The organism is Pseudomonas sp. PVC-5-1 (assembly GCF_057444345.1).
In genome coordinates this window covers 3,441,469-3,467,233 of record NZ_CM172024.1, presented here as the reverse complement: position 1 = coordinate 3,467,233, position 25,765 = coordinate 3,441,469, and the positions used below count along the sequence as shown (strand labels likewise).

The window sequence follows — 25,765 nt, the reverse complement described above, 5'->3', positions numbered from 1 at the left end:
CCCAATTGCCGCCTTGTTGAACACTCGTTTAGTATCTCCCCCATCAAGCCCTCTCAAACCATCACAACAACACCGAGGCCCCCCATGACCACCCCGTCGTCGTCACTGTTGAGCAAGGTCGAAGCCGGCGTTGCCTGGATCACCCTCAACCGCCCCGAGCAGCGCAATGCGCTGGACATCCCCACCCTCAAGCAACTGCACGCCCTGCTGGAAACCTGCAATCGCGACCCGGCCGTGCGCGTGGTGGTGCTGACCGGCAGCGGCCGCAGCTTCTGCGCTGGTGCCGACCTGGCCGAATGGGCCGCGGCCGAGGCCCAGGGCACACTGGAAAGCTACGGCTGGACCGAAACCGCCCACGCCCTGATGTTGCGCCTGCACAGCCTCGACAAGCCCACCATCGCTGCCATCAACGGCACCGCCGTGGGCGGTGGCATGGACCTCAGCCTGTGCTGCGACCTGCGCATCGCCGCGGCCTCGGCGCGCTTCAAGGCCGGCTACACCAGCATGGGCTACAGCCCCGATGCCGGTGCCAGCTGGCACCTGCCACGGCTGATCGGCAGCGAGCAGGCCAAGCGCCTGTTGTTCCTCGATGAACTGTGGGGTGCCGAACGTGCCCTGGCGGCCGGGCTGGTCAGCGAAGTCTGTGCCGACGAGCAACTGCCCGCCGTGGCCGCCGAGCTGGCCGGGCGCCTGGCCAACGGCCCCACCTTCGCCTACGCGCAGACCAAGCGGCTGATCCGCGATGGCGCGCGGCGCACCCTGGCCGAGCAGCTGGAGGCCGAGCGCCAGGCCGGCCTGCTGTGCGGCCGCAGCCAGGACGGTGCCGAGGCGCTGCAAGCCTCGGTGGAACGCCGCGCCCCCCGTTTTACCGGCCAGTAACCCGATAACCGACCCTCACCAGGACCTTCGCAGATGAATTTCCAACTGACCCAAGAACAAGAAATGTTGGTGGAAGCGGTACGCAGTTTTGTCGCCAAGGAGCTGCTGCCCCATGAGGAGGCAGTGGACCGTGCCGATGCCGTATCGCCCGAGCTGGCTGCGCAGATCCGCGGCAAGGCCATCGCCGCCGGGTTCTATGCCTTCAACATGCCCGAGGAGGTCGGCGGCGGTGGCCTGGACTATCTGTCCCAGGCGCTTATCGAGCGCGAACTGTCCAAGGTGTCCTGGGCCCTGCACGTGTTCGTCGCGCGGCCATCGAAAATCCTCATGGCCTGCAAGGACGAGCAGATCAACGACTACCTGTTGCCCTGCGTGCAGGGCGAGAAGATCGACTGCTTCGCCCTCACCGAGCCGGGCGCCGGCTCCGATGCCAACGCCATCAAGACCCGTGCTGTGCGCCAGGGTGACGACTTCGTCATCAACGGCAGCAAGCACTTCATCAGCCATGCCGGCCACGCCGATTTCGCCATCGTCTTCGCCGTCACCGACACCTACGAGCACAACGGGCGCAAGCGCAATGCGGTAACGGCCTTCCTGGTCGACCGTGGTACGCCGGGCATGACCATTCGCCGTGGCCCCAAGTGCGTGAGCAACCGTGGCTACCACACCTACGAGCTGTTCTTCGACGACTGCCGGGTGCCGGCCAGCAAGGTGCTGGGCGAGGTCGGCAAGGGCTGGGAGGTGGCCAACGCCTGGCTCACCGCCGGCCGGGTGATGGTCGCCGCCAACTGCGTGGGCCAGGCCCAGCGTGCCCTCGACCTGTCGCTGCAATGGGCCGCCGACCGCAAGCAGTTCGGCCAGGCCATCGGCAGCTACCAGGGCGTGTCGTTCAAGCTCGCCGACATGGCCACGCAGATTCGCGCTGCGGAAATGCTCACCCTGCACACCGCCTGGAAGATGGACCAGGGCAGCATGACCGACGGCGAGGCCGGCATGGCCAAGCTGTTCGCCAGCGAGGTGCTGGGCAAGGTTGCCGACGAAGCCGTACAGATCTTCGGTGGCATGGGCCTGATGGATGAAGGGCCGGTCGAGCGCATCTGGCGCAACGCACGCATCGAGCGCATCTGGGAAGGCACCTCGGAAATCCAGCGGCACATCATCGCCCGCGAACTGCTGCGCCCGCTGCTGCGCTGAGCGCCAGGAGAACACCCATGTCGCATTCGATTCGTGACAACCTCAAGCGCCTGCTGGCACCCCGGCACCTGGCCTTCGTCGGCGGGCGCAGCATGGCGCGGGCGCTCAAGCGCTGCGCCGAAGGTGGCTTTGGCGGCGAGCTGTGGCTGGTCAACCCGCAGCATGACAGCCTCGAAGGCATTCCCTGTGTGGCGCGTGTGGCCGACTTGCCCCATGCCCCGGACGCGGTGTTCATCGCCACCAACCGCGAGCTGACCCTGCAGTGCGTTGCCGAGCTGGCTGCACGCGGCGCCGGTGGCGCCATCTGCTATGCCTCGGGCTTTGCCGAAAGCGGCGAAGAGGGCCGCCAGCTGCAGCAGCGCCTGCTCGCCGCCGCCGGCAACATGGCCTTGCTCGGCCCCAACTGCTACGGCCTGCTCGACTACCTGCACGGCGCTGCCCTGTGGCCGGTGGCCCATGGTGGCCAGCAGGTGGAGAAGGGCGTGGCGATCCTCACCCAGAGCGGCAACTTCGCCTACAACCTGTCGATGAGCGACCGCTCGCTGCCGGTGGCCTACATGGCCTCGGTCGGCAACCAGGCGCAACTGGGCGTGGCCGAGCTGATGGACGTGCTGCTCGACGACCCACGGGTAACCGCCATCGGCCTGCACCTGGAAGGCCTGAAGAACGTGCCGGGCTTCGCCCGTGCTGCCTGCAAGGCATTGCAGCAGGGCACGCCGATCATTGCGCTGAAGACCGGCGTGTCGCAGATTGGCGCCGAACTGGCGCTCAGCCACACCAGCTCGCTGTCCGGCTCCGATGCCTTGTACGACAGCCTGTTCCAGCGCCTGGGCGTGATCCGCGTCAGTGGCCCGGTGAGCTTCGTTGAAACCCTCAAGGCCGCCGCCTGTGGGCGCCTACCGGTGAATGGCGAGCTGATCGCCCTGGCTTGTTCCGGTGGCGATGCCGGCTTGATCGCCGACTATGCCGAGCGCAACCAGCTGGTCCTGCCGAAGCTCGCACAAGGGCAGGTGACGCAGTTGGCCGAGGTGCTGCCGGCCTATGCCAACCTGGTCAACCCGCTGGACTTCACCACGGCCATCTGGGGTGATGCAGCGGCCCTGCAACGCATGCTCGACAGCACCCTGAGCGGCGCAGCCGACGCGGCCATGCTGGTGCTGGACTACCCGGCGGCGTTCACCGGCGAACGCAAGGAATGCGACCTGCTGCTGGCGCTGTACTGCGATGCGCTGGAACGCCACGGCAAGCTCGGCTTCGTCACCTCGGCATTCCCGGAGTTGTTGCCCGCCTGCGCGCGCGAGCGTTTGCACGCGCGTGGCATCGCCGCCCTGCAGGGCGTGGAGGATGGCCTGGCAGCCTGGGGGCGCATCGTCGCCTACCAGCGCAACCGCCAGCGGCTGCTGGAACAGGGTGAGGCCACGCGGGTGCCGCTGTGCCCGCAGGCCCTTGAGGGCGAGGGCCTGCTGCTGGACGAATGGCAATCCAAGCAAGCCCTGCGTGCCTTCGGCCTGCCGGTACCGGCAGGGGTGCTGAGCACACCCGAGCGCGCCGTGACAGACGCCGCCCGCGTCGGCTACCCGCTGGTACTGAAGGCGGTCAGCGTGCAACTGCCGCACAAGACCGAAGCCGGTGCGGTGGCGCTGAACCTGCGCGATGCCGCCGCCCTTGAGGTTGCGCTGGTGCAGATGCGCCAGCGTATCGCCGCCTACGCCCCGCAGGTAGCGTTCGACCAGGTGCTGCTCGAACCGATGGCCGAGCCGCCGCTGGCCGAACTGATCGTCGGCATCAAGCGCGAGCACGACTTCGCCCTGGCCCTGGTGATCGGTGCCGGTGGCGTGCTGGTCGAGCTGCTCAAGGATAGCGTCAGCCTGTTGCTGCCGACCACCGACGATGCCATCCGCAGCGCGCTGCTCGGCCTGCGCAGTGCCAGCCTGCTGCAAGGCTTCCGTGGCCGCCCGGCCGCCGACCTCGACGCACTGGTTGCGGCTATCCGCGCGGTGGCCGACTACGCCTGCGAAAACGCCGGGCAACTGCTGGAGCTGGATGTGAACCCATTGATGGTCGGTGCCCACGGCACCACCGCGGTCGACGCGCTGATCCGCCTCGGCCAGGCGCAAGGAGAACGACATGAATAAGCACACCCCGACCGCCGGCCAGGCGTTGGTGCGCCTGCTGGCCAACTACGGCGTGGAGACGGTATTCGGCATCCCCGGCGTGCACACCCTGGAGCTGTACCGCGGCCTGCCGGGTAGCGGCATCCGCCACGTGCTGACCCGCCACGAGCAGGGCGCCGGCTTCATGGCCGACGGCTATGCACGGGTAAGCGGCAAACCGGGGGTGTGCTTCGTCATCACCGGCCCGGGCGTGACCAATGCCGCCACCGCCATCGGCCAGGCCTACGCCGACTCCATCCCGATGCTGGTAATTTCCAGTGTCAACCACACTGCCAGCCTGGGCAAGGGCTGGGGCTGTCTGCACGAAACCCAGGACCAGCGCGCCATGACCGCGCCGATTACCGCGTTCTCTGCCGTGGCCCTGCGCGGCGACGACCTGCCCGAGCTGATCGCTCGCGCCTGGGCCGTGTTCGACAGCGAACGGCCGCGCCCGGTGCACATCTCGGTGCCGCTGGACGTACTGGCCGCGCCGGTCAGCCGTGACTGGAGCAATGAGGTGGTGCGCCGCCCCGGGCGTGGCCAGCCGTGCCGCGACATCCTCGACCAGGCCGCCGTGAAGCTGGCCGCCGCCAAGCGGCCGATGATCATTGCCGGTGGTGGGGCATTGCACGCGGCCGAGCAGCTGCAGCAGCTGAGCACCCGGCTGGCAGCGCCATTGTTCACCAGCGTGGCCGGCAAGGGCCTGCTGCCTGCGGACGCACCACTGAATGCCGGCGCCAGCCTGTGCGTCGAGCCCGGCTGGCAGCTGATCAGCCAGGCCGACGTGGTGCTGGCAGTGGGTACCGAAATGGCCGACACCGACTTCTGGCGCGAGCGCCTGCCAATCAGCGGCGAGCTGCTGCGCGTGGATATCGACCCGCGCAAGTTCAACGACTTCTACCCCTGTGCCATTGCCCTGCACGGCGATGCCCGGCAAACCCTGGCCGGCCTGCTCGAGCACCTGCCAGCGCTGGACCGTGACCCGGCCCAGGCCAGCGAAGCCGTGGCCAACCTGCGCCAGGCCATTCGCAGCGGGCATGCGCCGCTGCAGGCCGTGCACCAGGCAATCCTCGACCGCATTGCCGCCGTGCTGCCCGACGATGCCTTCATCAGCAGCGACATGACCCAGCTGGCCTATACCGGCAACTACGCCTTCGCCAGCCGGGCGCCGCGCAGCTGGCTGCACCCCACCGGCTACGGCACCCTGGGCTACGGCCTGCCGGCCGGCATCGGCGGCATGTTCGCCAGCGACCACCGCCCCGGCCTGGTGCTGGTGGGCGACGGCGGCTTCCTCTACACCGCCCAGGAACTGGCCACGGCAGTCGAGGAACTGGACCGACCGTTGGTCGTGCTGTTGTGGAACAATGACGCCCTTGGCCAGATCCGTGACGACATGCTCGACCTGGACATCGAGCCGGTCGGCGTACTGCCGCGCAACCCGGACTTCATCGGCCTGGCCCGTGCCTTTGGTTGCACGGTGCGCCAGCCGCGTGATCTGGATGCGCTGCAGGCCGATCTGGCCAGCGGTTTCGCCACCCCCGGCGTCACCTTCATCGAACTCAAACACACCTGCGTCTGCTAAGCGGCAGACACCACGAACAACAAGAGAAATCACCATGCAATTCAGCCGTACCCTCCTGGCTGCATCCCTCGCTCTGCTGATCACTGGCCAGGCCCCGCTGTACGCCGCACCGCCCCTGTCGATGGACAACGGCACCGCCGCCCTGACCGCGCAGAACAGCAACGCCTGGGTCGAAATCAGTGCCGGCGCACTGCAACACAACATCCGTACCTTGCAGGCCGAGCTGGGCGGCAAGTCCAAGCTGTGCGCCGTGCTCAAGGCCGACGCCTATGGCCACGGTATCGGCCTGGTCATGCCGTCGATCATCGCCCAGGGCGTGCCCTGCGTGGCGGTGGCCAGCAACGAGGAGGCACGCGTGGTCCGCGCCAGCGGCTTCACCGGGCAACTGGTGCGGGTACGCCTGGCCAGCCTCGGCGAAGTGGAAGATGCCTTGCAGTACGACATGGAAGAGCTGGTTGGCAGCGCCGAGTTCGCCCGCCAGCTCGATGCCATCGCCGAACGCCACGGCAAGACCCTGCGCATTCACATGGCGCTCAATTCCAGTGGCATGAGCCGCAACGGCGTGGAAATGACCACCTGGTCCGGCCGGGGTGAAGCGCTGCAGATCACTGACCAGAAGCACCTCCAGCTGGTCGCGCTGATGACTCACTTCGCCGTGGAAGACAAGGACGATGTGCGCAAAGGCCTGGCAGCGTTCAACGAACAGACCGACTGGCTGATCAAGCACGCGAAACTTGATCGCAGCAAGCTCACCCTGCATGCCGCCAACTCCTTCGCTACGCTGGAAGTGCCGGAAGCGCACCTGGACATGGTGCGTACCGGTGGCGCGCTGTTCGGCGACACCGTGCCGACGCGCACCGAATACCAACGTGTCATGCAGTTCAAGTCGCACGTGGCGGCGGTGCACAGCTACCCGGCAGGCAACACCGTCGGCTACGACCGCACCTTCACCCTGGCGCGTGATTCGCGCCTGGCCAACATCACCGTGGGTTACTCCGATGGCTACCGCCGGGTGTTCACCAACAAGGGCCATGTGCTGATCAACGGCCACCGAGTGCCAGTGGTGGGCAAGGTGTCGATGAACACCTTGATGGTCGATGTCACCGACTTCCCCGATGTGAAGGGGGGCAACGAAGTGGTGTTGTTCGGCAAACAGGCCGGGGGGGAGATCACCCAGGCCGAGATAGAAGAAATCAACGGCGCCTTGCTCGCCGACCTCTACACCGTATGGGGCAGTTCCAACCCGAAGATTCTCGTCGACTGAACTGCCAATGAAGGGAGATTGCCATGCGCTACGCCAAGCTCACTCAACGCATCGCCGGCGACGGGGCTGCGGCCTGGGACATCCACTATCGCGCCCTGGCGCTGCAGGCCGAGGGTAGGGATATCCTGCTGCTTTCGGTGGGTGACCCGGACTTCGACACCCCCGCGCCGATCGTCGAGGCGGCCATCGACAGCCTGCGTTCGGGCCACACCCATTACGCCGATGTGCGCGGCAAGCTGGCGCTGCGCCAGGCCATCGCCAACCGCCACCGCCAGCGCAGCGGCCAGGCCGTCGATGCCGACCAGGTGACGGTACTGGCGGGGGCCCAGTGCGCGTTGTACTGCGTGGCCCAGTGCGTGCTCGACCCGGGTGACGAGGTAATTGTCGCCGAGCCCATGTACGTGACCTACGAGGCGGTGTTCGGGGCTTGTGGCGCCAAGGTGGTGCCGGTGCCGGTCAAGCCGGAGAACGGCTTTCGCGTGTGCCCGTGTGACGTGGCCGCGCGCATCACCCCGCGCACCCGCGCCCTGGCCCTGAACAGCCCGCACAACCCCTCGGGGGCGAGCCTGCCGCGCGCCACCTGGGAGGCGCTGGCCGAGCTGTGCATCGCCCACGATCTGTGGTTGATCTCTGACGAGGTGTACAGCGAGCTGTTGTACGACGGCGAGCATGTCAGCCCTGGCAGCCTGCCGGGCATGGCCGAGCGCACCGCCACCCTCAACAGCCTGTCGAAGTCGCATGCCATGACCGGTTGGCGGGTGGGCTGGGTGGTCGGTTCGACCGAGCTTGCCACCCATCTGGAAAACCTCGCCCTGTGCATGCTGTACGGTTCGCCGGACTTCATCCAGGACGCCGCCGTGGTGGCACTGGAGCAGCAGCTGCCGGAACTGGATGTCATGCGCGAAGCCTATCGCCAGCGTCGCGACCTGGTGTGCGAGCAGTTGGCCGACTGCCCGGGCATCAAGGTGCTCAAGCCCGATGGCGGCATGTTCGTGATGGTCGACATCCGCGAGACCGGCCTCAGCGCCCAGGCCTTCGCCGATCGCCTGCTCGACAGCCAGGGTGTGTCGGTGCTCGCTGGCGAAGCCTTCGGCCCCAGCGCTGCCGGGCATATCCGCCTGGGCCTGGTATTGGGTGACGAGGCCTTGGCCGACGCTTGCCGGCGCATCGCCCGCTGCGCCGCCGCACTGATGCAGGGGCAGGCCAATGCGTGAATATGCGCGGCTGTACATCGACGGCGCCTGGCAGGTACCGAGCGGGCAGGGCATGGCCGAGGTGATCGACCCGGCCACCGAACAGGCCATCGGCCGGGTGCCGCTGGGCGCCGAGGCCGATGTCGAACGGGCGGTCATGGCCGCGCGGCGGGCCTTCGATGGCTGGTCGCGCACGCCGTCCAGCGTACGTGCCGGCTATATAACGGCGCTGGCTGCACAGCTGAAAAGCCGCGCGGCGGAAATGGCCTCGGTCATCACCGACGAGTTGGGCATGCCGGTGCAGTGGTGCCAGGCGGTACAGGTGGAGGGCCCGATTGCCGGGCTGGAGCAGTACGCCGAACTGGCCGGGCTGATGGATGAGGTGCGCGAAGTCGGCAACTCGCTGGTGTACCGCGAAGCCGTTGGCGTGTGCGCGTTCATCAACCCGTGGAACTACCCGCTGCACCAGATGATCGGCAAGCTGGCGCCGGCCCTGGCCGCCGGCTGCACGGTGGTGGTCAAGCCCAGCCAGGAAACACCGCTGCATGCGTTCCTGCTGGCCGAGATGATCGAGGCCATCGGCCTGCCGGCCGGGGTGTTCAACCTGGTCAGCGGGCCGGGGGCCAAGGTTGGCGAGGCCCTGGCCCGGCACCCGCAGGTGGACATGGTGTCGTTCACCGGCTCCACCGGCGCCGGGGTGCGCGTGGCCCAGGCGGCCGCGCCGACGGTGAAGCGGGTGTGCCTGGAGCTGGGCGGCAAGTCGCCGCTGCTGATCACCGCCGACGCCGACCTGCACGCGGCGGTGCGCCATGGCGTGCAGGACGTGATGATCAACTCGGGGCAGACCTGCACGGCCCTGACCCGCATGCTGCTGCCGGCCAGCCGCTACGCCGAGGCGCTGGAGATTGCCGAGGCCGAGACCCGTTCGCTGGTCATGGGCGACCCGCGTGACCCGGCCAGCTTCCTCGGGCCGATGTGTTCGGCAGGCCAGCGGCGCACCGTGCTCGACTACATTCGCCTGGGCCAGGAAGAGGGCGCGCGCCTGCTGTGCGGCGGTGATACGCCGGCCGGCTTCGAGCGCGGCTTCTACGTGGCGCCGACCTTGTTCGCCGATGTCGACAACCGCATGCGCATCGCCCAGGAGGAAATCTTCGGCCCGGTGCTGTGCCTGATCCCCTATGCCGACGAGGCCCAGGCGCTGGCCCTGGCCAACGATTCGCCGTTCGGCCTGTCCAGTGCGGTGTGGGCCGGCAGCCGCGAGCACGGCCTGGCCCTGGCGCGGCAGATACGCGCCGGGCAGTGCTTCATCAACGGTGGCGGGTTCAACTACCAGGCACCGTTCGGTGGCTACAAGCAGTCGGGCAACGGGCGTGAGTGGGGTGAGGAGGGCCTGGCGGAGTTCGTCGAGGTGAAAGCGGTGCAGTGCTGAGCCACAGCTGGAAGACAACCTGTTTTGTGTGAGGAGAATGTTTGTGAATGTACTGATCGTCCACGCTCACCCCGAGCCGCAATCGTTCACTGCTGCCCTGCGTGACCAGGCCGTGGAAACCTTCCGTGCCCAGGGCCACCAGGTGCAGGTCAGCGACCTGTACGCCATGGGCTGGAACCCGGTGGCCAGCGCCGATGACTTCAGCCAGCGCGAGAACCCCGAGTACCTGGTGTATGCCCTGGAGCAGCGCCAAGGGGTCAAGCGTGGCGCCATTGCCGCGGATATCCGGCAGGAGCTGGACAAGCTGCTGTGGGCCGACTTGCTGGTGCTGAACTTCCCGATCTTCTGGTTCTCGGCGCCGGCCATGCTCAAGGGCTGGATCGACCGCGTGCTGGTGTCGGGGGTGTGCTATGGCGGCAAGCGCTTCTACGACCAGGGCGGTTTGGCGGGCAAGAAAGCGCTGGTGACCGTGACCCTGGGCGGGCGTGAGCACATGTTTGGCGACGGGGCGATTCATGGGCCGCTGGAAGACATGCTGCGGCCGATCTTGCGCGGCACGCTGGCCTACGTGGGGTTCGAGGTGTTGCCGCCGTTCGTGGCCTGGCATGTGCCGTACATCAGTGACGAGGCGCGGCAGGCGTTTTTGCAGCAGTACCGGCAGCGCCTGGAGCAGCTCTCGGACGACCAGCCACTGGTGTTCCCGCGCCTGGAGCAGTTTGATGAGGCGTTGTATCCGCTGGCGTGACCTTTTGCTCGAACCACTGGGGCCGCGTTGCGGCCCATCGCGACACAAGGCCGCTCCTACAGGAACCGCGCACCCTGTAGGAGCGGCCTTGTGTCGCGAAAGGGCTGCAAAGCAGCCCCAGAATTCTGTCGGCATACGACATTCTGCCAAAAAACGACCACCCACACATTCGGGGTATGTCCCCCTTCGGCAAATCCCTCGATAGTGCCCCCATCGGCTCGATCCCGAGCACTCACACGATGGAGTTGCCATGCGCAAGGTACTGAAGGTGATTGGCGGTCTGCTGCTGGCGTCTGGCGCCAGCCTGGCCCAGGCGGCAGAGGTGGACAGCGGTAACACGTTGCGGTTGTACAACTGGACCGACTATATCGGCGAAACCACCCTGGCCGATTTCGAGAAGGCCACCGGCATCAAGGTCATCTACGACACCTTCGACGGCTACGAAACGGTGCAGACCAAACTGCTCACCGGCCGCTCCGGCTACGACCTGGTCATGCTCAACGCTTCCCTGGTCCCCCCGCTGATCAGCGCCGGGGTGTTCCAGGCGCTGGACAAGCGGCAACTGCCCAGTTGGCACAACCTCGACCAGCAGGTGGTGAACAACCTGCAAGGCTACGACCCCGGCCTGAAATACTCGGCGCCCTATACCTGGGGCAGCTCGGGGGTAACCTACAACGTCGACAAGATCACCGCGCGCATGCCCGATGCCCCCATCGGCTCGCTGGCCATGCTGTTCGACCCCAGGATCGTCTCGCGCTTCGCCGACTGTGGCGTCACCCTGATGGACGCGCCGACCGAAGTCATCCCGCTGGCCCTGCAGTACCTGGGCAAGGACCCACGCAGCGCATCACCGGCCGACCTCAAGGCGGCCGAACAACTGCTGCAGGGCATTCGCCCGTACATTCGCAAGTTCGATTCGGTCAACTACCTCACCAGTCTGCCCAACGGCGATGTCTGCCTGGCCCTGACCTGGTCCGGCGACTACGCCACCGCCCAGGCCCGCGCGGTGGAAGCGAAGAAGGACATCAAGCTGTCGTTCTTCATCCCCCAGGAAGGCTCGCTGATCTGGTTCGACAACCTGTACATCCCCAAGGATGCGCTGCACGCGGCCAATGCCCACCGCTTCATCGAGTTCCTGCTGCAGCCGCAGACCATGGCCAAGGTCACCGACTACATCCACTACGCCAACAGTAACGCCGCCGCCACGGCGCTGGTGCGCGACGAGATCCGCCAGGACCCGGCCATCTACCCCGACGCGCAAACCCGCGAGCGCCTGTTCGCGCAGAAAACCCAGAGCCCGAAGGACATGCGCGCCATCACCCGGGTCTGGAGCACGGTCAAGACCGGTTTCTGAACACTGCCCAACGATCACTGCCAAGGAGCTGCCCATGGCCACCCCAAGCAAAGCATTCGCCATTGCCCACGACCCGCTGGTGGAAGCCGACAAGGCCCACTACATGCACGGCTACCACGTGTTCGACGAGCACCGCGAGCAAGGCGCGCTGAACATCGTTGCCGGCGAGGGCGCCTACATCCGCGATACCCACGGCAACCGCTTCCTCGATGCCGTCGGCGGCATGTGGTGCACCAACATTGGCCTGGGCCGCGAGGAAATGGCCCTGGCCATTGCCGACCAGGTACGCCAACTGGCCTATTCCAACCCGTTCTCCGACATGGCCAACGGCGTGGCCATCGAGCTGTGCCAGAAGCTTGCGCAGCTGGCGCCGGGTGACCTGAACCATGTGTTCCTCACCACTGGCGGCTCGACCGCGGTCGACACTGCCTACCGGCTGATCCAGTACTACCAGAACTGCCGTGGCAAGCCGCACAAGAAGCACATCATCGCCCGCTACAACGCTTACCACGGCTCCACCACGCTGACCATGTCGCTCGGCAACAAGGCCGCTGACCGGGTGCCGGAGTTCGATTATCAGCACGACCTGATCCACCACGTGTCCAACCCCAACCCGTACCGCGCCCCGCACGACATGGACGAGGCCGAGTTCCTCGACTTCCTGGTGGCCGAGTTCGAGGACAAGATCCTCTCGCTGGGGGCCGATAACGTGGCGGCGTTCTTCGCCGAGCCGATCATGGGCTCGGGCGGGGTGATCATTCCGCCCAAGGGCTACTTCCAGCGCATGTGGCAGCTGTGCCAGACCTACGACATCCTGTTCGTCGCCGACGAAGTGGTGACCTCGTTCGGGCGCCTGGGCACCTTCTTCGCCAGCGAGGAACTGTTCGGCGTCACCCCCGACATCATCACTACCGCCAAGGGCCTGACCTCGGCCTACCTGCCGCTGGGGGCGTGCATCTTCTCCGAGCGCATCTGGCAGGTGATCGCCGAGCCGGGCAAGGGCCGCTGCTTCACCCACGGCTTCACCTACAGCGGCCACCCGGTGTGCTGCACTGCGGCGCTGAAAAACATCGAGATCATCGAGCGCGAGCATTTGCTGGCGCACGTCAAGGACGTTGGCGGCTACCTGGAACAGCGCCTGCAAAGCCTGCGCGAGCTGCCGCTGGTGGGGGATGTGCGCTGCATGAAGCTGATGGCCTGTGTCGAGTTCGTTGCCGACAAGGCCAGCAAGGCGCTGTTCGCCGACGAGGTGAACATCGGCGAACGCATCCATAGCAAGGCCCAGGCCAAAGGGCTGCTGGTGCGGCCGATCATGCACCTGAACGTGATGTCGCCGCCGTTGATCGTCACCCATGCGCAGGTGGACGAGATCGTCGAAACCCTGCGCCAGTGCATCATCGAAACCGCGCGCGAACTCACGGCGCTTGGCCTGTACCAGGGCCGATGAACCTGGCGCAAAGGGCTGTGCGCGGGCGTGCCTGGCAGGCTAGACTGCCGGGCATGACCCAGGCCTCTCCCGACACCCCGCTTACCCTTTCACTGGGCGCGCTGCAGCAATGGCATGTGGCGCTGCAGCGCGCACTGGCCCACAGCGAAACGCCCGAGGCGCTGGCGCATGTGGCGGCCGCCATCGGCCAGCTGGTGCAGGTGGAATCGATGATGATCAGCCTCGAGTGCCAGGGGCGGGCACCGCAACTGCTGTACCAGCAAGGCATCCCCGACCTGCACCGCGCCGCCGTGCTGGAGCGCTACTTCACTGCCGGCTACCTGCTCGACCCGTTCTGCCTGGCCGTGCAGAGCGGCCTGGCCGAGGGCTTCTACCACCTGCAGGAGATCGCCCCGGACAACTTCTTCGACAGCGACTACTACAAGGCCTATTACCTGGGTACCGGTTGCAGTGAAGACAGCTACTACATCGTCGACCTCAGCGCTGGCCGCAAGTTGTCGCTGAGCCTGTTCCAGGGCTGCAGCGGCACGCGCCTGAGCGCCGGGCAGATTGACCTGCTGCGTGCGCTGGAGCCGATGGTACGCGAGCTGCTGGGGCGCTACGCCCGGCACCATCTGGAGCCCGGCCCCGCTTCGGCGGAGCGTGGCAGCCTGCAGGCGGCGTTCGACAGTTTCGGCTGCCAGGTGCTGACCGACCGTGAGCGGGAGGTGGCGCACATGATCTTGCGTGGGCATTCGGTGAAGTCCACCGCGCTGGAGCTGGGCATCTCGCCGGAAACCGTACGCATGCACCGCAAGAACCTGTACCTGAAGCTGGAGATCAACTCGCAGTCGGAGTTGTTTGCGCGGTTTATCGACTGGCTGCGCGGTGATTGCCTGGAAATCTAGAGGCTAACGCGGTCCTCTGTGGGAGCGGGCGTGCCCGCGAACACGGGCGAAGCCCGTGCCATCCCCCGCGTCGCCTGCTTCGCGGGCATGCCCGCTCCCACAGGTAAAGTGGGAACTGAAAGCCAGCTCAGTACCTATGGGAGCTCCAGAAATACTCAGCCCCTCCCTTTGGCTAGATAGGCCGCAAACTCCGCCTCCGGCACCATGCTGCCACCGGTCCCCCAGACCAAATGCGTGGCCCTTTGCATGCGACCGGCCGACAGGCCCATGCGCGCCAGGTACTCAGGCGCTTCAAGCACCCTGACCATGCCCGGCATCCCCGCCAGCGCCGAAGGCTCCAGCCGCGCATTCTCCTGGTCATGGGCCAATACCAACAGCCGGTACAGCGCCTCGTCGCTGACTGTGTAATAGCCATCGAGCAAACGCTGCATCGCCTTGCCGACAAAGCCGGAAGGGCGGCCCACCGCCAGGCCGTCGGCGGCGGTCAGGTTGTCGATGCCGAAATCCTGCACGCTGGTGGCGTCATGCAAACCGCTATACACCCCCAGGAACATGCACGGTGAGTGGGTGGGCTCGGCGAAGATGCAGTGCACATGGTCGCCCCAGATCAGCTTCAGGCCGAACGCCACGCCACCGGGGCCACCGCCGACCCCACAGGGCAGGTAGACGAACAAGGGGTGCTCGGCATCTACCTTGATGCCCGCGGCTTCGAACTGGGCGGCCAGCCGCTCGGCCGCCACTGCATAGCCGAGGAACAGGTGTGGCGAGTTCTCGTCGTCGACGAAGTAGCAGCCCGGGTCCGCCGCCGCCTGCTGGCGCCCTTGCTCCACCGCCACGCTGTAGTCGCTTTCGTACTCGACCACGTTCACGCCATGGGCGCGCAGCTTGTCCTTCTTCCACTGGCGGGCATCGGCCGACATGTGCACGGTGGCCTGGAAGCCAAGCCTGGCGCTCATGATGCCGATCGACAGGCCGAGGTTGCCGGTCGAGCCGACCGCAACCTTGTACTGGCTGAAGAATTGCCGGGCCTGGTCGCTGGCCAGTTCCCGGTAATCGCTGTCGATGCTGATCAGGCCGGCTGCCAGGGCAAGGTCTTCGGCATGCTTGAGCACTTCATGAATACCGCCGCGGGCCTTGATCGAGCCAGAGATCGGTAGCTCGCTGTCGGCCTTGAGCCAAAGTGAACCGCTGGCAGGCAGGCCCGCTGCCTGCAGCAAGGTGGCGTGCAGGGTGGGCAGCGGGCGCAGTGGCGACTCGATGATGCCGCCGGTGGCAGCGGTATCCGGGAACACGCTGGCCAGGTAGGGGGCAAAGCGTGCCAGGCGGGCACTGGCAGCACTGACATCGGCGGCGCTCAAACCGACGTCGGCCAGGGCCTGGGCGGCCGGGGCAATGTGCGGGTTGAACCAACGGGTTTCGCGCAGGGCCACCAGGTCTTCGATCAGGGGGTGGGAGCTGCACCATGCTTGCAGTGTCTTGCCGTGAATCATGCTGGTTTTTCCTGTTGGTTGGTGATGACCGGGGGGGCGATATCAGGCCGTTCCTGCGGATTGGCGGGAACCCTGTGGGAGCGGGCGTGCCCGCGAAACAGGCGATACGGTGGCTGGCACGGGCTTCGCCCGTGTTCGCGGGCACGCCCGCTCCCACAGGGTCCGCGCAAGCTTCAGGCTGTTGATCCTGCAGGAGCGCGCCCTCATTCGGCCTGTTGTGCAATGAATGTCAGGCAGCGCTGCACGATCGGGCTCACATCGCCCTTGCGCCGGCTGAGGATGATCGGGCTGACGGCGCCGCTGTCGAGCAGGCTGACATATTCGATATCGGTGCGATGCTGCTGCTGCACCGACGCCGGCACCAGGGTGACGCCTACGCCGACGGCCACCAGGCCGATGGCGGTCTGCAGTTCGTTGGCCCATTGGCTGACGCGGATGCTCATGCCGTGGTGGGCGAACAGTGCCAGCACATGGTCGGCATAACTGGGCCGCGGGTTGGCCGGGTAGAGGATGAACGCCTCGCCAGCCAGCTGGGCAAGTGTAAGCGGGCTGCTCGCCAGCGGGTGACCCTTGGGCAATACCGCCACCAGCGGGTCCTCGCACAGCACTTGCTGGTGAATGGCCGGGTCATCGATGCGAATGCGCCCGAAGGCGATGTCGATGCGCCCGCTTTTCAGCGCCTCCACCTGCTGCAGCGTGGTCATCTCGTTGAGGCCCAGTTCCAGCTCGCTGTCCTGGCGCAGCTCGCGGATCAGCTCCGGCAGCACCTTGTACAGGGTCGACGGGGCGAAGCCGATCCCCAGCCACTGGCGCTGGCCCTGGCCGATGCGACGGGTGTTGTCGCTGATGTTCTGCAGCTGCTGCAGCACGGTGCAGCTCTGTTCGTAGAAGAAGCGACCCGCCTCTGTCAGCCGCAGCGGGCGCTCGCGCACTACCAGCAAGGTACCGAGCTGGTCCTCGAGTTGGCTGATCTGCCGGCTCAGCGGCGGCTGGGCAATGTGCAGCAGCTCGGCGGCGCGAGTGAAGTTCAGGGTTTCGGCCAGGACCTTGAAGTAACGCAAGTGGCGCAGCTCCATCAGACCTCCAGGGTATGGTGGGAGATTCATTCGATATTGGACGGCTATCAGGGTCTCGCGCAATCCTTGAACAAGCAAGTAAATGCACCACTCGGGCCTGCGGCTGGCAGCCCGAAACAACGGGACCTGGCAACAATGACAAGCGTGCTGATTGAACGTATCGAGGCAATTATCGTCGACCTGCCGACCATTCGCCCGCACAAGCTGGCGATGCACACGATGCAGCAGCAGACCCTTGTGGTATTGCGTGTTCGCTGCAGTGATGGCGTGGAAGGCATCGGCGAGGCCACCACCATCGGCGGCCTGGCCTATGGCTACGAAAGCCCGGAGGGCATCAAGGCCAACATCGATGCGCACCTGGCGCCGGCGCTGGTTGGCTTGCCGGCAGACAACATCAACGCCGCCATGCTCAAGCTGGACAAGCTGGCCAAAGGCAATACCTTCGCCAAGTCGGGTATCGAAAGCGCCTTGCTCGATGCCCAGGGCAAACGCCTGGGCCTGCCGGTCAGCGAACTGCTGGGTGGCCGCGTGCGCGACAGCCTGGAAGTGGCCTGGACCTTGGCCAGCGGCGATACCGCCCGCGACATCGCCGAAGCCCAGCACATGCTGGAGATTCGTCGGCATCGGGTGTTCAAGCTGAAAATCGGCGCCAACCCGTTGGCCCAGGACCTCAAGCACGTGGTGGCGATCAAGCGCGAACTGGGCGACAGCGCCAGCGTGCGGGTCGACGTCAACCAGTACTGGGACGAATCCCAGGCCATCCGTGCCTGCCAGGTGCTTGGCGAAAACGGCATCGACCTGATCGAGCAACCGATTTCGCGTATCAACCGCAGCGGCCAGGTGCGCCTGAACCAGCGCAGCCCGGCACCGATCATGGCCGACGAGTCGATCGAAAGCGTCGAGGACGCCTTCAGCCTGGCTGCCGACGGCGCGGCCAGCATCTTCGCCCTGAAAATAGCCAAGAACGGCGGCCCGCGGGCCGTACTGCGTACCGCGCAAATCGCCGAGGCTGCCGGCATCGCCTTGTATGGCGGGACCATGCTCGAAGGCTCGATCGGCACCCTGGCTTCGGCTCATGCCTTCCTGACCCTGCGCCAGCTCACCTGGGGCACCGAGCTGTTCGGGCCGCTGCTGCTGACCGAAGAAATCGTCAACGAGCCGCCGCAATACCGCGACTTCCAGTTGCACATTCCACGCACCCCAGGCCTGGGCCTGACCCTGGACGAACAGCGCCTGGCGCGCTTCGCCCGCCGCTGAGTCACGCTGGCTGAAAGAACACACAACCCCTGTGGGAGCGGCTTTAGCCGTGAAGCAGGCGACGCGGTGGATGGCACGGGCTTCGCCCGTGTTCGCGGGCTCGCCCGCTCCCACAGTGTTCGCGCCAAATCAGAGAAAGGAGATACCAGCATGCTGTTCCACGTGAAGATGACCGTGAAACTGCCGGTCGACATGGACCCGGCCAAGGCCGCCCGGCTCAAGGCCGACGAAAAGGAACTGGCCCAGCGTCTGCAGCGCGAAGGCACTTGGCGCCACCTGTGGCGCATTGCCGGGCACTACGCCAACTACAGCGTGTTCGATGTACCCAGCGTCGAGGCGCTGCACGACACCCTGATGCAGCTGCCGCTGTTCCCGTACATGGACATCGAGGTCGACGGCCTGTGCCGGCACCCCTCGTCGATTCACAGCGACGACCGCTGAGTCGCACCTGTCTACCTGACAAGAACAAGATGAGGCAAGCACGATGACCGTGAAAATTTCCCACACTGCCGATGTTCAGGCGTTCTTCAAGGAAGTGGCCGGCCTGGGCCATGCCGAAGGCAACCCACGCTTCAAACAGATCATCCTGCGTGTGCTGCAGGACACTGCACGCCTGGTTCCATCGTGCCGTCGGGGTACGGTTGCGACCCGCAGGGGCCAACCCAGGAATGCCTGGACCTGCTCGGCCGTCACGGCCAGCGCCCGGCGCACGTGCACTTCTTCACCTCTGCGCCCGGGCACCGGCACTTGACCACACAGATAAACCTGGCCGGCGACAAGTACTTGTGGGATGACTTTGCCTATGCCACCCGTGACGGGCTGGTCGGCGAGCTGCGCTTTGTCGAGGATGCTGCGGCAGCGCGTGCTCGCGGCGTAGAGGGTGAGCGCTTTGCCGAGCTGGCGTTCGACTTCCATCTGCAGGCGGCCAAGGCGCCAGACGCCGAGGCACGCAGCCACCGCCCGCGCGCGTTGCAAAACAGTTGAGCCCTATCAATCGATGACTGGTTTTTGCCTGGGCCTTTCCGTGCGGGGAGGGCCTGGGCTTTTTGCTGCCAGGGGCGGTTGATCTAGAATCCGCCTTTTTACCCGAGCCCCTCACCATGCTGCCCATCGAACTGTTGGCAACCACTGCCGACCAGGCCCCGCTGATTCGCAACCTCTATCAGTTCTACGCCTACGAGTCCTCGGACTGGGAGCAGGAAGACGTCGAAGTGGACGGCCGCTTCTATATCCATGACGAGCACCTGCAACGTTACTGGGGGGCCGATGGCTGGGGCGCGTACCTGGTGCTGGCAGACGGTTTTATCGCCGGTTTCGTGCTGGTCGAACGCAGCGAGCTGCCGGGCATCGACGCGTTCGAACTGGCTGACCTGTTCATCCTGAAAAAGTACCGCCGACAGGGCATCGGCCGGGCGGTGGCATTGCAACTGCTGGGCGGCGAGGGCGACTGGTTGATGCGCTGTTACGCACAGGACATGCCTGCCGTGGCCTTCTGCAATGCCGTGCTGGCCGAGCTGTCGCGCCCGGCGCAGCCCATAGCCCTGGATGACGAACCGGGCTTGCTCAATTTCCTGGTCACGGGCGCCCGCCATTGAGGGGAGGGCCAGCCTTCGTTCGCTAATTGAAGGGATCGTGGCTTTTTGTGAGCTACTTCACAAAGTCGTCGTCGAAGGCATAATGCCACCAATCCTTTTCATGCCTTTCGAAGGCCCAGGTAAAAGTCATGTCGCTAGTCGCAAGCCCCGACATCATGTACCGGCTGTTGATCCAGAGCGTGGTGGACTATGCCTTCTACCTGCTCACCCCCGAAGGTATCGTCGCCAACTGGAACCCCGGCGCCCAGCGCGCCAAGGGCTACCTGGCCGAGGAAATCGTCGGCAAGCACTACTCGTTGTTCTACACCGATGCCGAGCGCGCCGCCGGGCTGCCGGCGCTGAACCTTGAGCAGGCCCGCAGCACCGGGCGCTTCGAAGAGATCGGTTCGCGCCTGCGCAAGGACGGCACGGTCTTCCATGCCCATGTGGTGATCGACGCGGTGTACGACGATGCCGGGCAACTGGTGGGTTTTGCCAAGGTCACCCGCGACATTTCCGAGCGTCACCGGCAAGAGCTGGAACTGCTGCAGGCCAAGGAGCTGGCCGAGCAGTACAGCCAGGAAATGGCCAAGCTGTCGCAGTTCCTTGATTCGGTGATTGCCAACATCCCCGCCAGCGTCATTGTCCAGGACCTGGAGAGCCAGCGCATCCTGCTGGCCAACCAGCAGGCCGAACGCCTGTTCGGCGGGCCGCAGCGCAGCATGATCGGGCAGTTGCCCGGCGAGTGCCTGGCACCGGGCGTTGCCGGTTACCTGGAACAGCAACTGGCCCGTGGCGCCCGCAGCACCAAGGGGCATGCTGCCGAAACCCGGGTCGACACGGCCTGTGGCCCACGCACCCTGCGCAGCCGCACCTTGCTTAGCCAGAACCGTGAAGGCCAGGCCGACTATGTGTTGTTCGTTGCCGAAGATGCCACCGAAGAGCTGGCCGCCCACGCGCAGATCCACCACATGGCGCACCACGATGCGTTGACCGGGCTGCCCAACCGCACCCTGTTCAACGAACGCCTGCGCCAGGCCCTGGTGCGTGACAGCGAGCACGCCAAGCTGACCGCTGCACTGTGCCTGGACCTGGACAACTTCAAGAACATCAACGATTCGCTGGGCCACGCCTTTGGCGACAAGCTGCTGCGCGCGCTGGGCAAGCGCCTGCGCCGCGAACTGCGCGAGCACGACACCCTGGCCCGCCTGGGCGGCGACGAGTTTGCGGTGGTGCTGACCGGCCTGGAAGGCCGGGAGGCCGCATGCAACACTGCGCAGCGCCTGATCAACGCGATCTGCCCACCGTTCCAGATCGAGGGGCACCAGTTCACGGTGGGGGTGAGCATCGGCATTGCCATTGCGCCGGAAGACAGCGACCAGGCCGAGCAACTGCTGGGCTACGCCGACATGGCGCTGTACGAGGCCAAGCGCAATGGTCGCAACCGCTACGAGTGCTTCAGCGTCGAACTGGACGTCGCCGCCCGCCAGCGCCGCCTGGTGGAAACCGACCTGCGCACTGCGCTGCACCTGGGCCAGTTGCAGCTGCACTACCAGCCGGTGGTCGACCAGCAGACCAGCAGCGTTACCGGCTACGAGGCGTTGCTGCGCTGGGAGCACCCGACCCGTGGCATGGTCATGCCCATGGACTTCATCCCCATCGCCGAGGAAACCGGGCTGATCCACGAACTGGGCACCCGGGCGCTGAACCTGGCCTGCCAGGAGGCGGCCAGCTGGGACAGCGAGCAGACGGTGTCGGTCAACCTGTCGGCGGTGCAGTTCAAGAATGCCAACCTGGTGCACACCGTGGCCCTGGCGCTGGCCGACTCCGGCCTGCCGCCACAGCGGTTGGAACTGGAGGTCACCGAGTCGGTGCTGCTGGGCAACAGCGAGGAAAACGTGCGTACCCTGCGTGCACTGAAGGACCTGGGCGTGTCCATTTCGCTGGACGATTTCGGCACCGGGTACTCATCGCTGGGTTACCTGCGTTCGTTCCCGTTCGACCGGATCAAGATCGACAAGTCGTTCGTGCATGACATGTGCGACAGCCGCGAGGCGATGTCGATCATTCGCGCCATTACCGACCTGTCCAACAGCCTGATGATCAAGACCACGGCCGAGGGGGTTGAGTCGGAGGAGCAGATGCGCCGGTTGGTGGCGGAGGGTTGCTCGCACTTCCAGGGTTACCTGTATGGGCGACCGGCACCGGCGAACGAGCGGTTGAAGCAGGTCGTGACGCCGGCGTAGTGCCCGTCGGCCTGCCGCGGTCTCCTGTAGGAGCGGCCTTGTGTCGCGACAGGGCCGCAAAGCGGCCCCGGCGATATCAGCGGCGCAGCTGAAAATGTGGGGCCGCTGCGCGCCCCTTCGCGACACAAGGCCGCTCCTACAGGTTCCAGTCCGGCGCAAACGGCGGGCTCACCACCCTCTGGTCCTTCGGCAACCCGGCGATCGCCGCGCGGTCCTCGTCATCCAGTTGCACGTTCGACGCCGCCAGGTTGGCCAGCTGGTTCTCGCGGCTGCCGGCCTTGGGGATCACCGCCACGCCGTCCTGGTCCAGCAACCACTTCAGCGCCACCTGGCTGGGCAGTACGCCATGCTTGCGGGCGATCGCCTGGATCACCGGCTGAGCCGCCGCCTGCCCACGGGCCAGCGGGGTGTAGGCGGTGAGCAGCAGGTCGTGGCGGCGGGCATAGTCCAGCAGCGGTTGCTGGCCGAGCAGCACGTGGTATTCCACCTGGATCGCCGACAATGGCGCGCCCAGGGTTTCCACCACCTGGCGCAGCAGCCCCAGCGGGAAGTTGGCCACGCCGATGCTGCGCGCCTTGCCCTCGTCACGCAGGGCCACCAGGGTTTCGATGCTGTGGGCCAGGTCCCAGTCCTGGCTGGGCCAGTGGATGTGGAACAGGTCGACCTGCTCGGTACCCAGGGCGCGCAGGCTGTCCTCCAGTGACTGGCGCATGGCCTTGGGCGCCAGGCGATCCCACCATACCTTGGTGGTCAGGTGAATCTGCTCGCGCGGTACATCGCTTTCGCGCAGTGCCTGGCCGACGGCGGCTTCGTTGTCATAGGCAGTGGCAGTGTCTATGTGCCGGTAACCCAATTCAAGCGCCTGGCGCACGGCCTGGGTGCACTCGCTGCCGGTCATTGGCCAGGTGCCCAGGCCGATCGCGGGCAGGGCCAGGCCGTTACGGGTGGTGAGCCTTTGCATGTAAATTCCTTGTAGGGTGTGCAGGGTTCGCATTCGATGGTCGACGATCAGCACGGTACGGGCCATGCGCGTGGGGCGGAAAGTGGTCGATCAGCGAACAGAAATTGCAGTCGGCCTTGGCTGGCGGCGATTGAACTTCCTTATTCTTCGGCATCTCTTCTAAAATCCGAGCTGTTGCATCCGCCAGGCAACGCCTGCGCGGCCTTCACTGGGCGCCGCATCCAGCCGCGCCGTCATCGAGAGTGCCATGAGTTCCAGCACACCGCTGTCCGGAGTCAACCAACCCCTGCGCGGCATCGCCCTGGTGGTGGTGGCGACGTTCCTGTTCGCCAGTCACGATGCCCTGTCCAAATTCCTGGGCGGCCTGTACCCGATCATCATGGTGGTGTGGGCGCGGTATGTGGTGCACACGCTGCTGATGGCCGGCATCTTCCTGCCCAAGGCCGGCCTCAACGTGCTGCGCACTCGCCGCCCTCTGTTGCAGACGTTACGCGCCCTGAGCCTGCTGAGTACCAGCCTGCTGTTCACCACCGGCCTGCAGTACCTGCCACTGGCCGAGGCCACGGCGGTCAACTTCCTTGCCCCGGTGCTGGTCACCGCGCTGTCGGCGCCACTGCTGAAGGAGCGGGTGACGGTGGGGCAGTGGGTGGCGGTGGTGATGGGCTTCATCGGCGTGCTGGTGGTGGTGCACCCGGGCGGGGCGATGTTCACCCCGGCCATCCTGTATCCGTTTGGTTCGGCGCTGGGCTTCTGCTTCTATCAGTTGCTGACGCGCATCCTGGCCGCGCACGACAGCCCGACCACCAGCAATTTCTATGCGGGGTTGTGCAACACACTGGCGATGAGTGCGTTGGTGCCGTTCTTCTGGGAGATGCCGCGTTGGGACCATGCGCTGCTGATGCTGGCGCTGGGGGGCTTTGGCATGACGGCGCACCTGCTGCTGACCCAGGCCTTCCGCCATGCGGCACCTGCCTTGCTGGCGCCATTCAGCTATTGCCAGATCGTGTTCGCCGGGTTGCTTGGGTTGGTTGTCTACAGCCAGGTGCCGGATACCCTGAGCCTGGTGGGCATCTCGGTGATCTGCCTCAGCGGGCTGGGGGCGGCGTGGATGCAGCGGGGTAAGTAGAAGCTTTACCGCGGTTATTACAGCTACAGCACCGACCTGTAGGAGCAGCCTTGTGCTGCGAAAGGGCCGGTGTGGCAAAAGAAATTCTGTGGCGGTACTGGCCTCTTCGCAGCACAAGGCTGCTCCTACAGGCCGGTGCTGTGCCCGAGCATTTGCGCTATATCAGTGAAGGGCCCTCAAACGCGACCCTTCAACAACGCCTGCAATGAATCGTCAAAGTCGCGCAAGGCATCCGCCTGCACCGCCCGCTCATCCTCGACCACCCTCGCCACATCGCCCAGGCTTTTGCTGGCCCGCCCCTCAGCGCGGCCGATATAGGTCAGCTGGTCATCGAAAAAGCGCGCTACTACCCGGCTTTCGATATCCGCACTGGCCAAACGGCTTTCGGTGTCCAGCAGCACGATCACGTCCGGGTGGTCGCCCAGCAGTGTGTCCAGGTCGTCATAGAAAGTCACTTCCGCAAACTGCTGCGCCAGTGACCGCGCCAGCCAGTCATACGCCTGGCTTTCGCTGCCCAGGGTCGCAACAGGGACACGTTGGCCATGGGCCGGTGCGCCTGCCTGGGTGCGATGGCTGCCGAGGTATTCGAGGGTCGCTTCGGCATCACGCCCCAGCAGTACCGCCACCCGTTGGCCAGGGGCCAGGGCGACACTGGAAATGGCCGTGGCCGAATAGAAGTGCCCGTAAGGCTGCGTGTCGGTAGCTGCCGGGCTGGCACAACCGCCAAGGGCGGCCAACAAGGCGAGCAGGGCAGCGATCATGCCGGTTTTCATGGGAAGCCTCATCAATCGGTGAATGCCGCCATCTTCCGCCCGGGCTGGCCGCAGGGGAACTTGATGGCATTCATGGTGGCTATCGATGAGGTCGATGCATCACTGCGTGGCCATGAACTGCAGGATGCGCTCGCGCAGCCAGCGCTCGGCCGGGTCATTGTCCTGGGCACCGCTCCAGACCATCGAAAGTTCGGCCTCGGTGATGTCGAACGGCGCCGGGTCGGCGCGCAGGCTACCGTCGTCGGCCAGAGCGCAGGCGGCATAGTCCGGCACCGTGGCGATCAGCTCGGTGTTGCGCAGCAGGGCGCGCAGGCTGCCGAACTGCGGCACCGCCAGCACCACCTTGCGGCAGCGGCCGATGCGTGCCAGGTCAAGGTCGATATTGCCGCTCATGTCACCGGAGAACGACACCATCACATGCGGGCGGGCGCAGTATTCGTCGAGGGTCAGCGGGCCCGGGCGGTCATCGGCGCGCAGCACCCGCACGCCGATGTTGCGCAGCTTGCGGCGCTTGGCGGTGGCCGGCAGGTCCGTGGTGTAGCTCACGCCCACCGAAATTTCGCCGCTGGCCAGCAGCCCCGGCATCAGCAGGAAGTTGGCCCGGCGCACCACCACACTGATATTCGGGGCCTCTTCGCGCAGCGCCTGCAGCAGGGCCGGGAACAGGCCGAATTCGGCATCGTCCGACAGGCCCAGGCGGAACACGTTGCAGCTGTTGACCGGGTCGAACTCGCGGGCGCGGCTGATGGCGGCGGAAATCACATCCATGGCCGGCCCCAGCTCGGCGAAGATCTGCATGGCCCGTGGCGTGGGCTCCATGGCCCGGCCGTTGCGGATCAGCAGCGGGTCGTCGAACAGCTCACGCAGGCGGGCGAGGGCGGCGCTGACGGTGGACTGGGTGATGAACAGCTTTTCGCCGACCCGGGTCAGGTTGCGTTCGATCATCAGGGCTTCGAACAGTACCAGCAGGTTCATGTCGACGCGGCGCAGGTCGTTGCGATTCATGAGGGTACGGGTTCCGGGTTGGAAGGGTTGGCGTTGTATTGGAGCATGCGGACAGCTTGGTTGCCTTGTATGGATGTGCCGGCCTGTTCGCGGGCACGAACCTGACAGAGCCAAGCTATCGCCCCTCAAT

The 25,765-nt window shown here is 65.9% G+C and carries 21 protein-coding genes and 1 pseudogene; 17 read left to right on the top strand and 5 right to left on the bottom strand.

Annotation, left to right across the window (positions count from 1 at the left end; all coding sequences use genetic code 11):
- The first annotated feature begins 84 nt into the window (after positions 1–84).
- The 11 genes from AC2T3R_RS15645 to AC2T3R_RS15595 all read left to right on the top strand — a co-directional run bounded on the left by AC2T3R_RS15645 (position 85) and on the right by AC2T3R_RS15595 (position 14,127).
- Positions 85–879, top strand: a complete 795-nt coding sequence (locus tag AC2T3R_RS15645; RefSeq protein ID WP_486743897.1) for an enoyl-CoA hydratase/isomerase family protein — start codon at positions 85–87, stop codon at positions 877–879.
- Between the two features lie 33 nt (positions 880–912).
- Positions 913–2,073, top strand: coding sequence for an acyl-CoA dehydrogenase family protein (locus AC2T3R_RS15640; RefSeq protein ID WP_015270769.1), 1,161 nt, complete (start codon positions 913–915; stop codon positions 2,071–2,073).
- Between the two features lie 17 nt (positions 2,074–2,090).
- On the top strand, positions 2,091–4,208 hold the full coding sequence (locus AC2T3R_RS15635) for an acetate--CoA ligase family protein (protein WP_486743896.1): 2,118 nt from the start codon (positions 2,091–2,093) through the stop codon (positions 4,206–4,208).
- Complete coding sequence (locus AC2T3R_RS15630; protein ID WP_486743895.1) at positions 4,201–5,808, top strand: 5-guanidino-2-oxopentanoate decarboxylase; 1,608 nt, start codon at positions 4,201–4,203, stop codon at positions 5,806–5,808. The genes AC2T3R_RS15635 and AC2T3R_RS15630 overlap by 8 nt, the downstream gene beginning before the upstream one ends.
- A gap of 34 nt (positions 5,809–5,842) precedes the next feature.
- Positions 5,843–7,072 (top strand): alanine racemase, encoded by a 1,230-nt coding sequence (alr, locus tag AC2T3R_RS15625; protein WP_039613894.1) that lies wholly within the window; start codon positions 5,843–5,845, stop codon positions 7,070–7,072.
- Positions 7,073–7,095: 23 nt separating this feature from the next.
- A complete protein-coding gene (locus tag AC2T3R_RS15620) occupies positions 7,096–8,286 on the top strand; it encodes a pyridoxal phosphate-dependent aminotransferase (protein WP_486743894.1) in 1,191 nt (396 codons plus the stop codon).
- Positions 8,279–9,694, top strand: a complete 1,416-nt coding sequence (locus AC2T3R_RS15615) for an aldehyde dehydrogenase family protein (RefSeq protein ID WP_486743893.1) — start codon at positions 8,279–8,281, stop codon at positions 9,692–9,694. The genes AC2T3R_RS15620 and AC2T3R_RS15615 overlap by 8 nt, the downstream gene beginning before the upstream one ends.
- A 43-nt stretch (positions 9,695–9,737) precedes the next feature.
- Complete coding sequence (locus AC2T3R_RS15610) at positions 9,738–10,439, top strand: NAD(P)H-dependent oxidoreductase (protein WP_015270763.1); 702 nt, start codon at positions 9,738–9,740, stop codon at positions 10,437–10,439.
- A gap of 250 nt (positions 10,440–10,689) precedes the next feature.
- The gene (locus AC2T3R_RS15605; protein ID WP_486743892.1) at positions 10,690–11,793 is read left to right on the top strand and encodes a polyamine ABC transporter substrate-binding protein; all 1,104 of its coding nucleotides are present in this window, start codon (positions 10,690–10,692) and stop codon (positions 11,791–11,793) included.
- Positions 11,794–11,827: 34 nt separating this feature from the next.
- Positions 11,828–13,240 carry an aminotransferase gene (locus AC2T3R_RS15600; protein WP_486743891.1) on the top strand — a complete coding sequence of 471 codons (1,413 nt, stop codon included), beginning with the start codon at positions 11,828–11,830 and terminating at the stop codon, positions 13,238–13,240.
- A 53-nt stretch (positions 13,241–13,293) separates the two neighbouring features.
- A complete protein-coding gene (locus tag AC2T3R_RS15595) occupies positions 13,294–14,127 on the top strand; it encodes a helix-turn-helix transcriptional regulator (RefSeq protein ID WP_486743890.1) in 834 nt (277 codons plus the stop codon).
- 155 nt (positions 14,128–14,282) lie between these two features.
- Here the strand turns inward: AC2T3R_RS15595 and dsdA are convergent, their stop codons facing one another.
- Both dsdA and catR read right to left on the bottom strand, forming a co-directional pair.
- Positions 14,283–15,617 carry a D-serine ammonia-lyase gene (dsdA, locus tag AC2T3R_RS15590; protein WP_486743889.1) on the bottom strand — a complete coding sequence of 445 codons (1,335 nt, stop codon included), beginning with the start codon at positions 15,615–15,617 and terminating at the stop codon, positions 14,283–14,285.
- Positions 15,618–15,820: 203 nt separating this feature from the next.
- Positions 15,821–16,693, bottom strand: a complete 873-nt coding sequence (gene catR, locus AC2T3R_RS15585) for an HTH-type transcriptional regulator CatR (protein ID WP_486743888.1) — start codon at positions 16,691–16,693, stop codon at positions 15,821–15,823.
- 135 nt (positions 16,694–16,828) lie between these two features.
- Between catR and AC2T3R_RS15580 the strand changes: the two genes are divergently transcribed.
- The 5 genes and pseudogenes from AC2T3R_RS15580 (at position 16,829) to AC2T3R_RS15560 (ending at position 21,770) form a co-directional block, all read left to right on the top strand.
- On the top strand, positions 16,829–17,950 hold the full coding sequence (locus AC2T3R_RS15580; RefSeq protein ID WP_024088025.1) for a muconate cycloisomerase family protein: 1,122 nt from the start codon (positions 16,829–16,831) through the stop codon (positions 17,948–17,950).
- A gap of 150 nt (positions 17,951–18,100) precedes the next feature.
- Positions 18,101–18,391, top strand: a complete 291-nt coding sequence (gene catC, locus AC2T3R_RS15575; protein WP_013973066.1) for a muconolactone Delta-isomerase — start codon at positions 18,101–18,103, stop codon at positions 18,389–18,391.
- A 174-nt stretch (positions 18,392–18,565) separates the two neighbouring features.
- A pseudogene (locus AC2T3R_RS15570) lies at positions 18,566–18,934 on the top strand (dioxygenase family protein); the annotation flags it as partial.
- A 116-nt stretch (positions 18,935–19,050) separates the two neighbouring features.
- Positions 19,051–19,545, top strand: coding sequence for a GNAT family N-acetyltransferase (locus AC2T3R_RS15565; RefSeq protein WP_015270756.1), 495 nt, complete (start codon positions 19,051–19,053; stop codon positions 19,543–19,545).
- Between the two features lie 128 nt (positions 19,546–19,673).
- Positions 19,674–21,770 carry a putative bifunctional diguanylate cyclase/phosphodiesterase gene (locus AC2T3R_RS15560; protein WP_039613884.1) on the top strand — a complete coding sequence of 699 codons (2,097 nt, stop codon included), beginning with the start codon at positions 19,674–19,676 and terminating at the stop codon, positions 21,768–21,770.
- 136 nt (positions 21,771–21,906) lie between these two features.
- Here AC2T3R_RS15560 and AC2T3R_RS15555 read toward each other — a convergent pair whose 3' ends face one another.
- Positions 21,907–22,731, bottom strand: a complete 825-nt coding sequence (locus tag AC2T3R_RS15555) for an aldo/keto reductase (RefSeq protein ID WP_137137569.1) — start codon at positions 22,729–22,731, stop codon at positions 21,907–21,909.
- A gap of 247 nt (positions 22,732–22,978) precedes the next feature.
- Here AC2T3R_RS15555 and AC2T3R_RS15550 point away from each other — a divergent pair, with 247 nt between their 5' ends.
- Positions 22,979–23,857 (top strand): DMT family transporter, encoded by an 879-nt coding sequence (locus tag AC2T3R_RS15550; RefSeq protein ID WP_015270753.1) that lies wholly within the window; start codon positions 22,979–22,981, stop codon positions 23,855–23,857.
- Positions 23,858–24,033: 176 nt separating this feature from the next.
- On the opposite strand, the gene AC2T3R_RS15545 is transcribed toward AC2T3R_RS15550, so the two are convergent.
- Both AC2T3R_RS15545 and AC2T3R_RS15540 read right to left on the bottom strand, forming a co-directional pair.
- Positions 24,034–24,630: a hypothetical protein gene (locus AC2T3R_RS15545; RefSeq protein ID WP_015270752.1), complete on the bottom strand. Its 597-nt coding sequence runs from the start codon at positions 24,628–24,630 to the stop codon at positions 24,034–24,036.
- A 99-nt stretch (positions 24,631–24,729) separates the two neighbouring features.
- Positions 24,730–25,635: a LysR family transcriptional regulator gene (locus AC2T3R_RS15540; RefSeq protein WP_013973059.1), complete on the bottom strand. Its 906-nt coding sequence runs from the start codon at positions 25,633–25,635 to the stop codon at positions 24,730–24,732.
- Positions 25,636–25,765: the final 130 nt, after the last annotated feature.

What these genes read in the sequence shown, in the direction of transcription:
- AC2T3R_RS15645 (WP_486743897.1), top strand. Translation starts at nt 85, where the DNA reads ATGACCACCCCGTCGTCGTCACTGTTGAGCAAGGTCGAAGCCGGCGTT.
- AC2T3R_RS15640 (WP_015270769.1), top strand. Translation starts at nt 913, where the DNA reads ATGAATTTCCAACTGACCCAAGAACAAGAAATGTTGGTGGAAGCGGTA.
- AC2T3R_RS15635 (WP_486743896.1), top strand. Translation starts at nt 2,091, where the DNA reads ATGTCGCATTCGATTCGTGACAACCTCAAGCGCCTGCTGGCACCCCGG.
- AC2T3R_RS15630 (WP_486743895.1), top strand. Translation starts at nt 4,201, where the DNA reads ATGAATAAGCACACCCCGACCGCCGGCCAGGCGTTGGTGCGCCTGCTG.
- alr (WP_039613894.1), top strand. Translation starts at nt 5,843, where the DNA reads ATGCAATTCAGCCGTACCCTCCTGGCTGCATCCCTCGCTCTGCTGATC.
- AC2T3R_RS15620 (WP_486743894.1), top strand. Translation starts at nt 7,096, where the DNA reads ATGCGCTACGCCAAGCTCACTCAACGCATCGCCGGCGACGGGGCTGCG.
- AC2T3R_RS15615 (WP_486743893.1), top strand. Translation starts at nt 8,279, where the DNA reads ATGCGTGAATATGCGCGGCTGTACATCGACGGCGCCTGGCAGGTACCG.
- AC2T3R_RS15605 (WP_486743892.1), top strand. Translation starts at nt 10,690, where the DNA reads ATGCGCAAGGTACTGAAGGTGATTGGCGGTCTGCTGCTGGCGTCTGGC.
- AC2T3R_RS15600 (WP_486743891.1), top strand. Translation starts at nt 11,828, where the DNA reads ATGGCCACCCCAAGCAAAGCATTCGCCATTGCCCACGACCCGCTGGTG.
- AC2T3R_RS15595 (WP_486743890.1), top strand. Translation starts at nt 13,294, where the DNA reads ATGACCCAGGCCTCTCCCGACACCCCGCTTACCCTTTCACTGGGCGCG.
- dsdA (WP_486743889.1), bottom strand. Translation starts at nt 15,617, where the DNA reads ATGATTCACGGCAAGACACTGCAAGCATGGTGCAGCTCCCACCCCCTG.
- catR (WP_486743888.1), bottom strand. Translation starts at nt 16,693, where the DNA reads ATGGAGCTGCGCCACTTGCGTTACTTCAAGGTCCTGGCCGAAACCCTG.
- AC2T3R_RS15580 (WP_024088025.1), top strand. Translation starts at nt 16,829, where the DNA reads ATGACAAGCGTGCTGATTGAACGTATCGAGGCAATTATCGTCGACCTG.
- catC (WP_013973066.1), top strand. Translation starts at nt 18,101, where the DNA reads ATGCTGTTCCACGTGAAGATGACCGTGAAACTGCCGGTCGACATGGAC.
- AC2T3R_RS15565 (WP_015270756.1), top strand. Translation starts at nt 19,051, where the DNA reads ATGCTGCCCATCGAACTGTTGGCAACCACTGCCGACCAGGCCCCGCTG.
- AC2T3R_RS15560 (WP_039613884.1), top strand. Translation starts at nt 19,674, where the DNA reads ATGTCGCTAGTCGCAAGCCCCGACATCATGTACCGGCTGTTGATCCAG.
- AC2T3R_RS15555 (WP_137137569.1), bottom strand. Translation starts at nt 22,731, where the DNA reads ATGCAAAGGCTCACCACCCGTAACGGCCTGGCCCTGCCCGCGATCGGC.
- AC2T3R_RS15550 (WP_015270753.1), top strand. Translation starts at nt 22,979, where the DNA reads ATGAGTTCCAGCACACCGCTGTCCGGAGTCAACCAACCCCTGCGCGGC.
- AC2T3R_RS15545 (WP_015270752.1), bottom strand. Translation starts at nt 24,630, where the DNA reads ATGAAAACCGGCATGATCGCTGCCCTGCTCGCCTTGTTGGCCGCCCTT.
- AC2T3R_RS15540 (WP_013973059.1), bottom strand. Translation starts at nt 25,635, where the DNA reads ATGAATCGCAACGACCTGCGCCGCGTCGACATGAACCTGCTGGTACTG.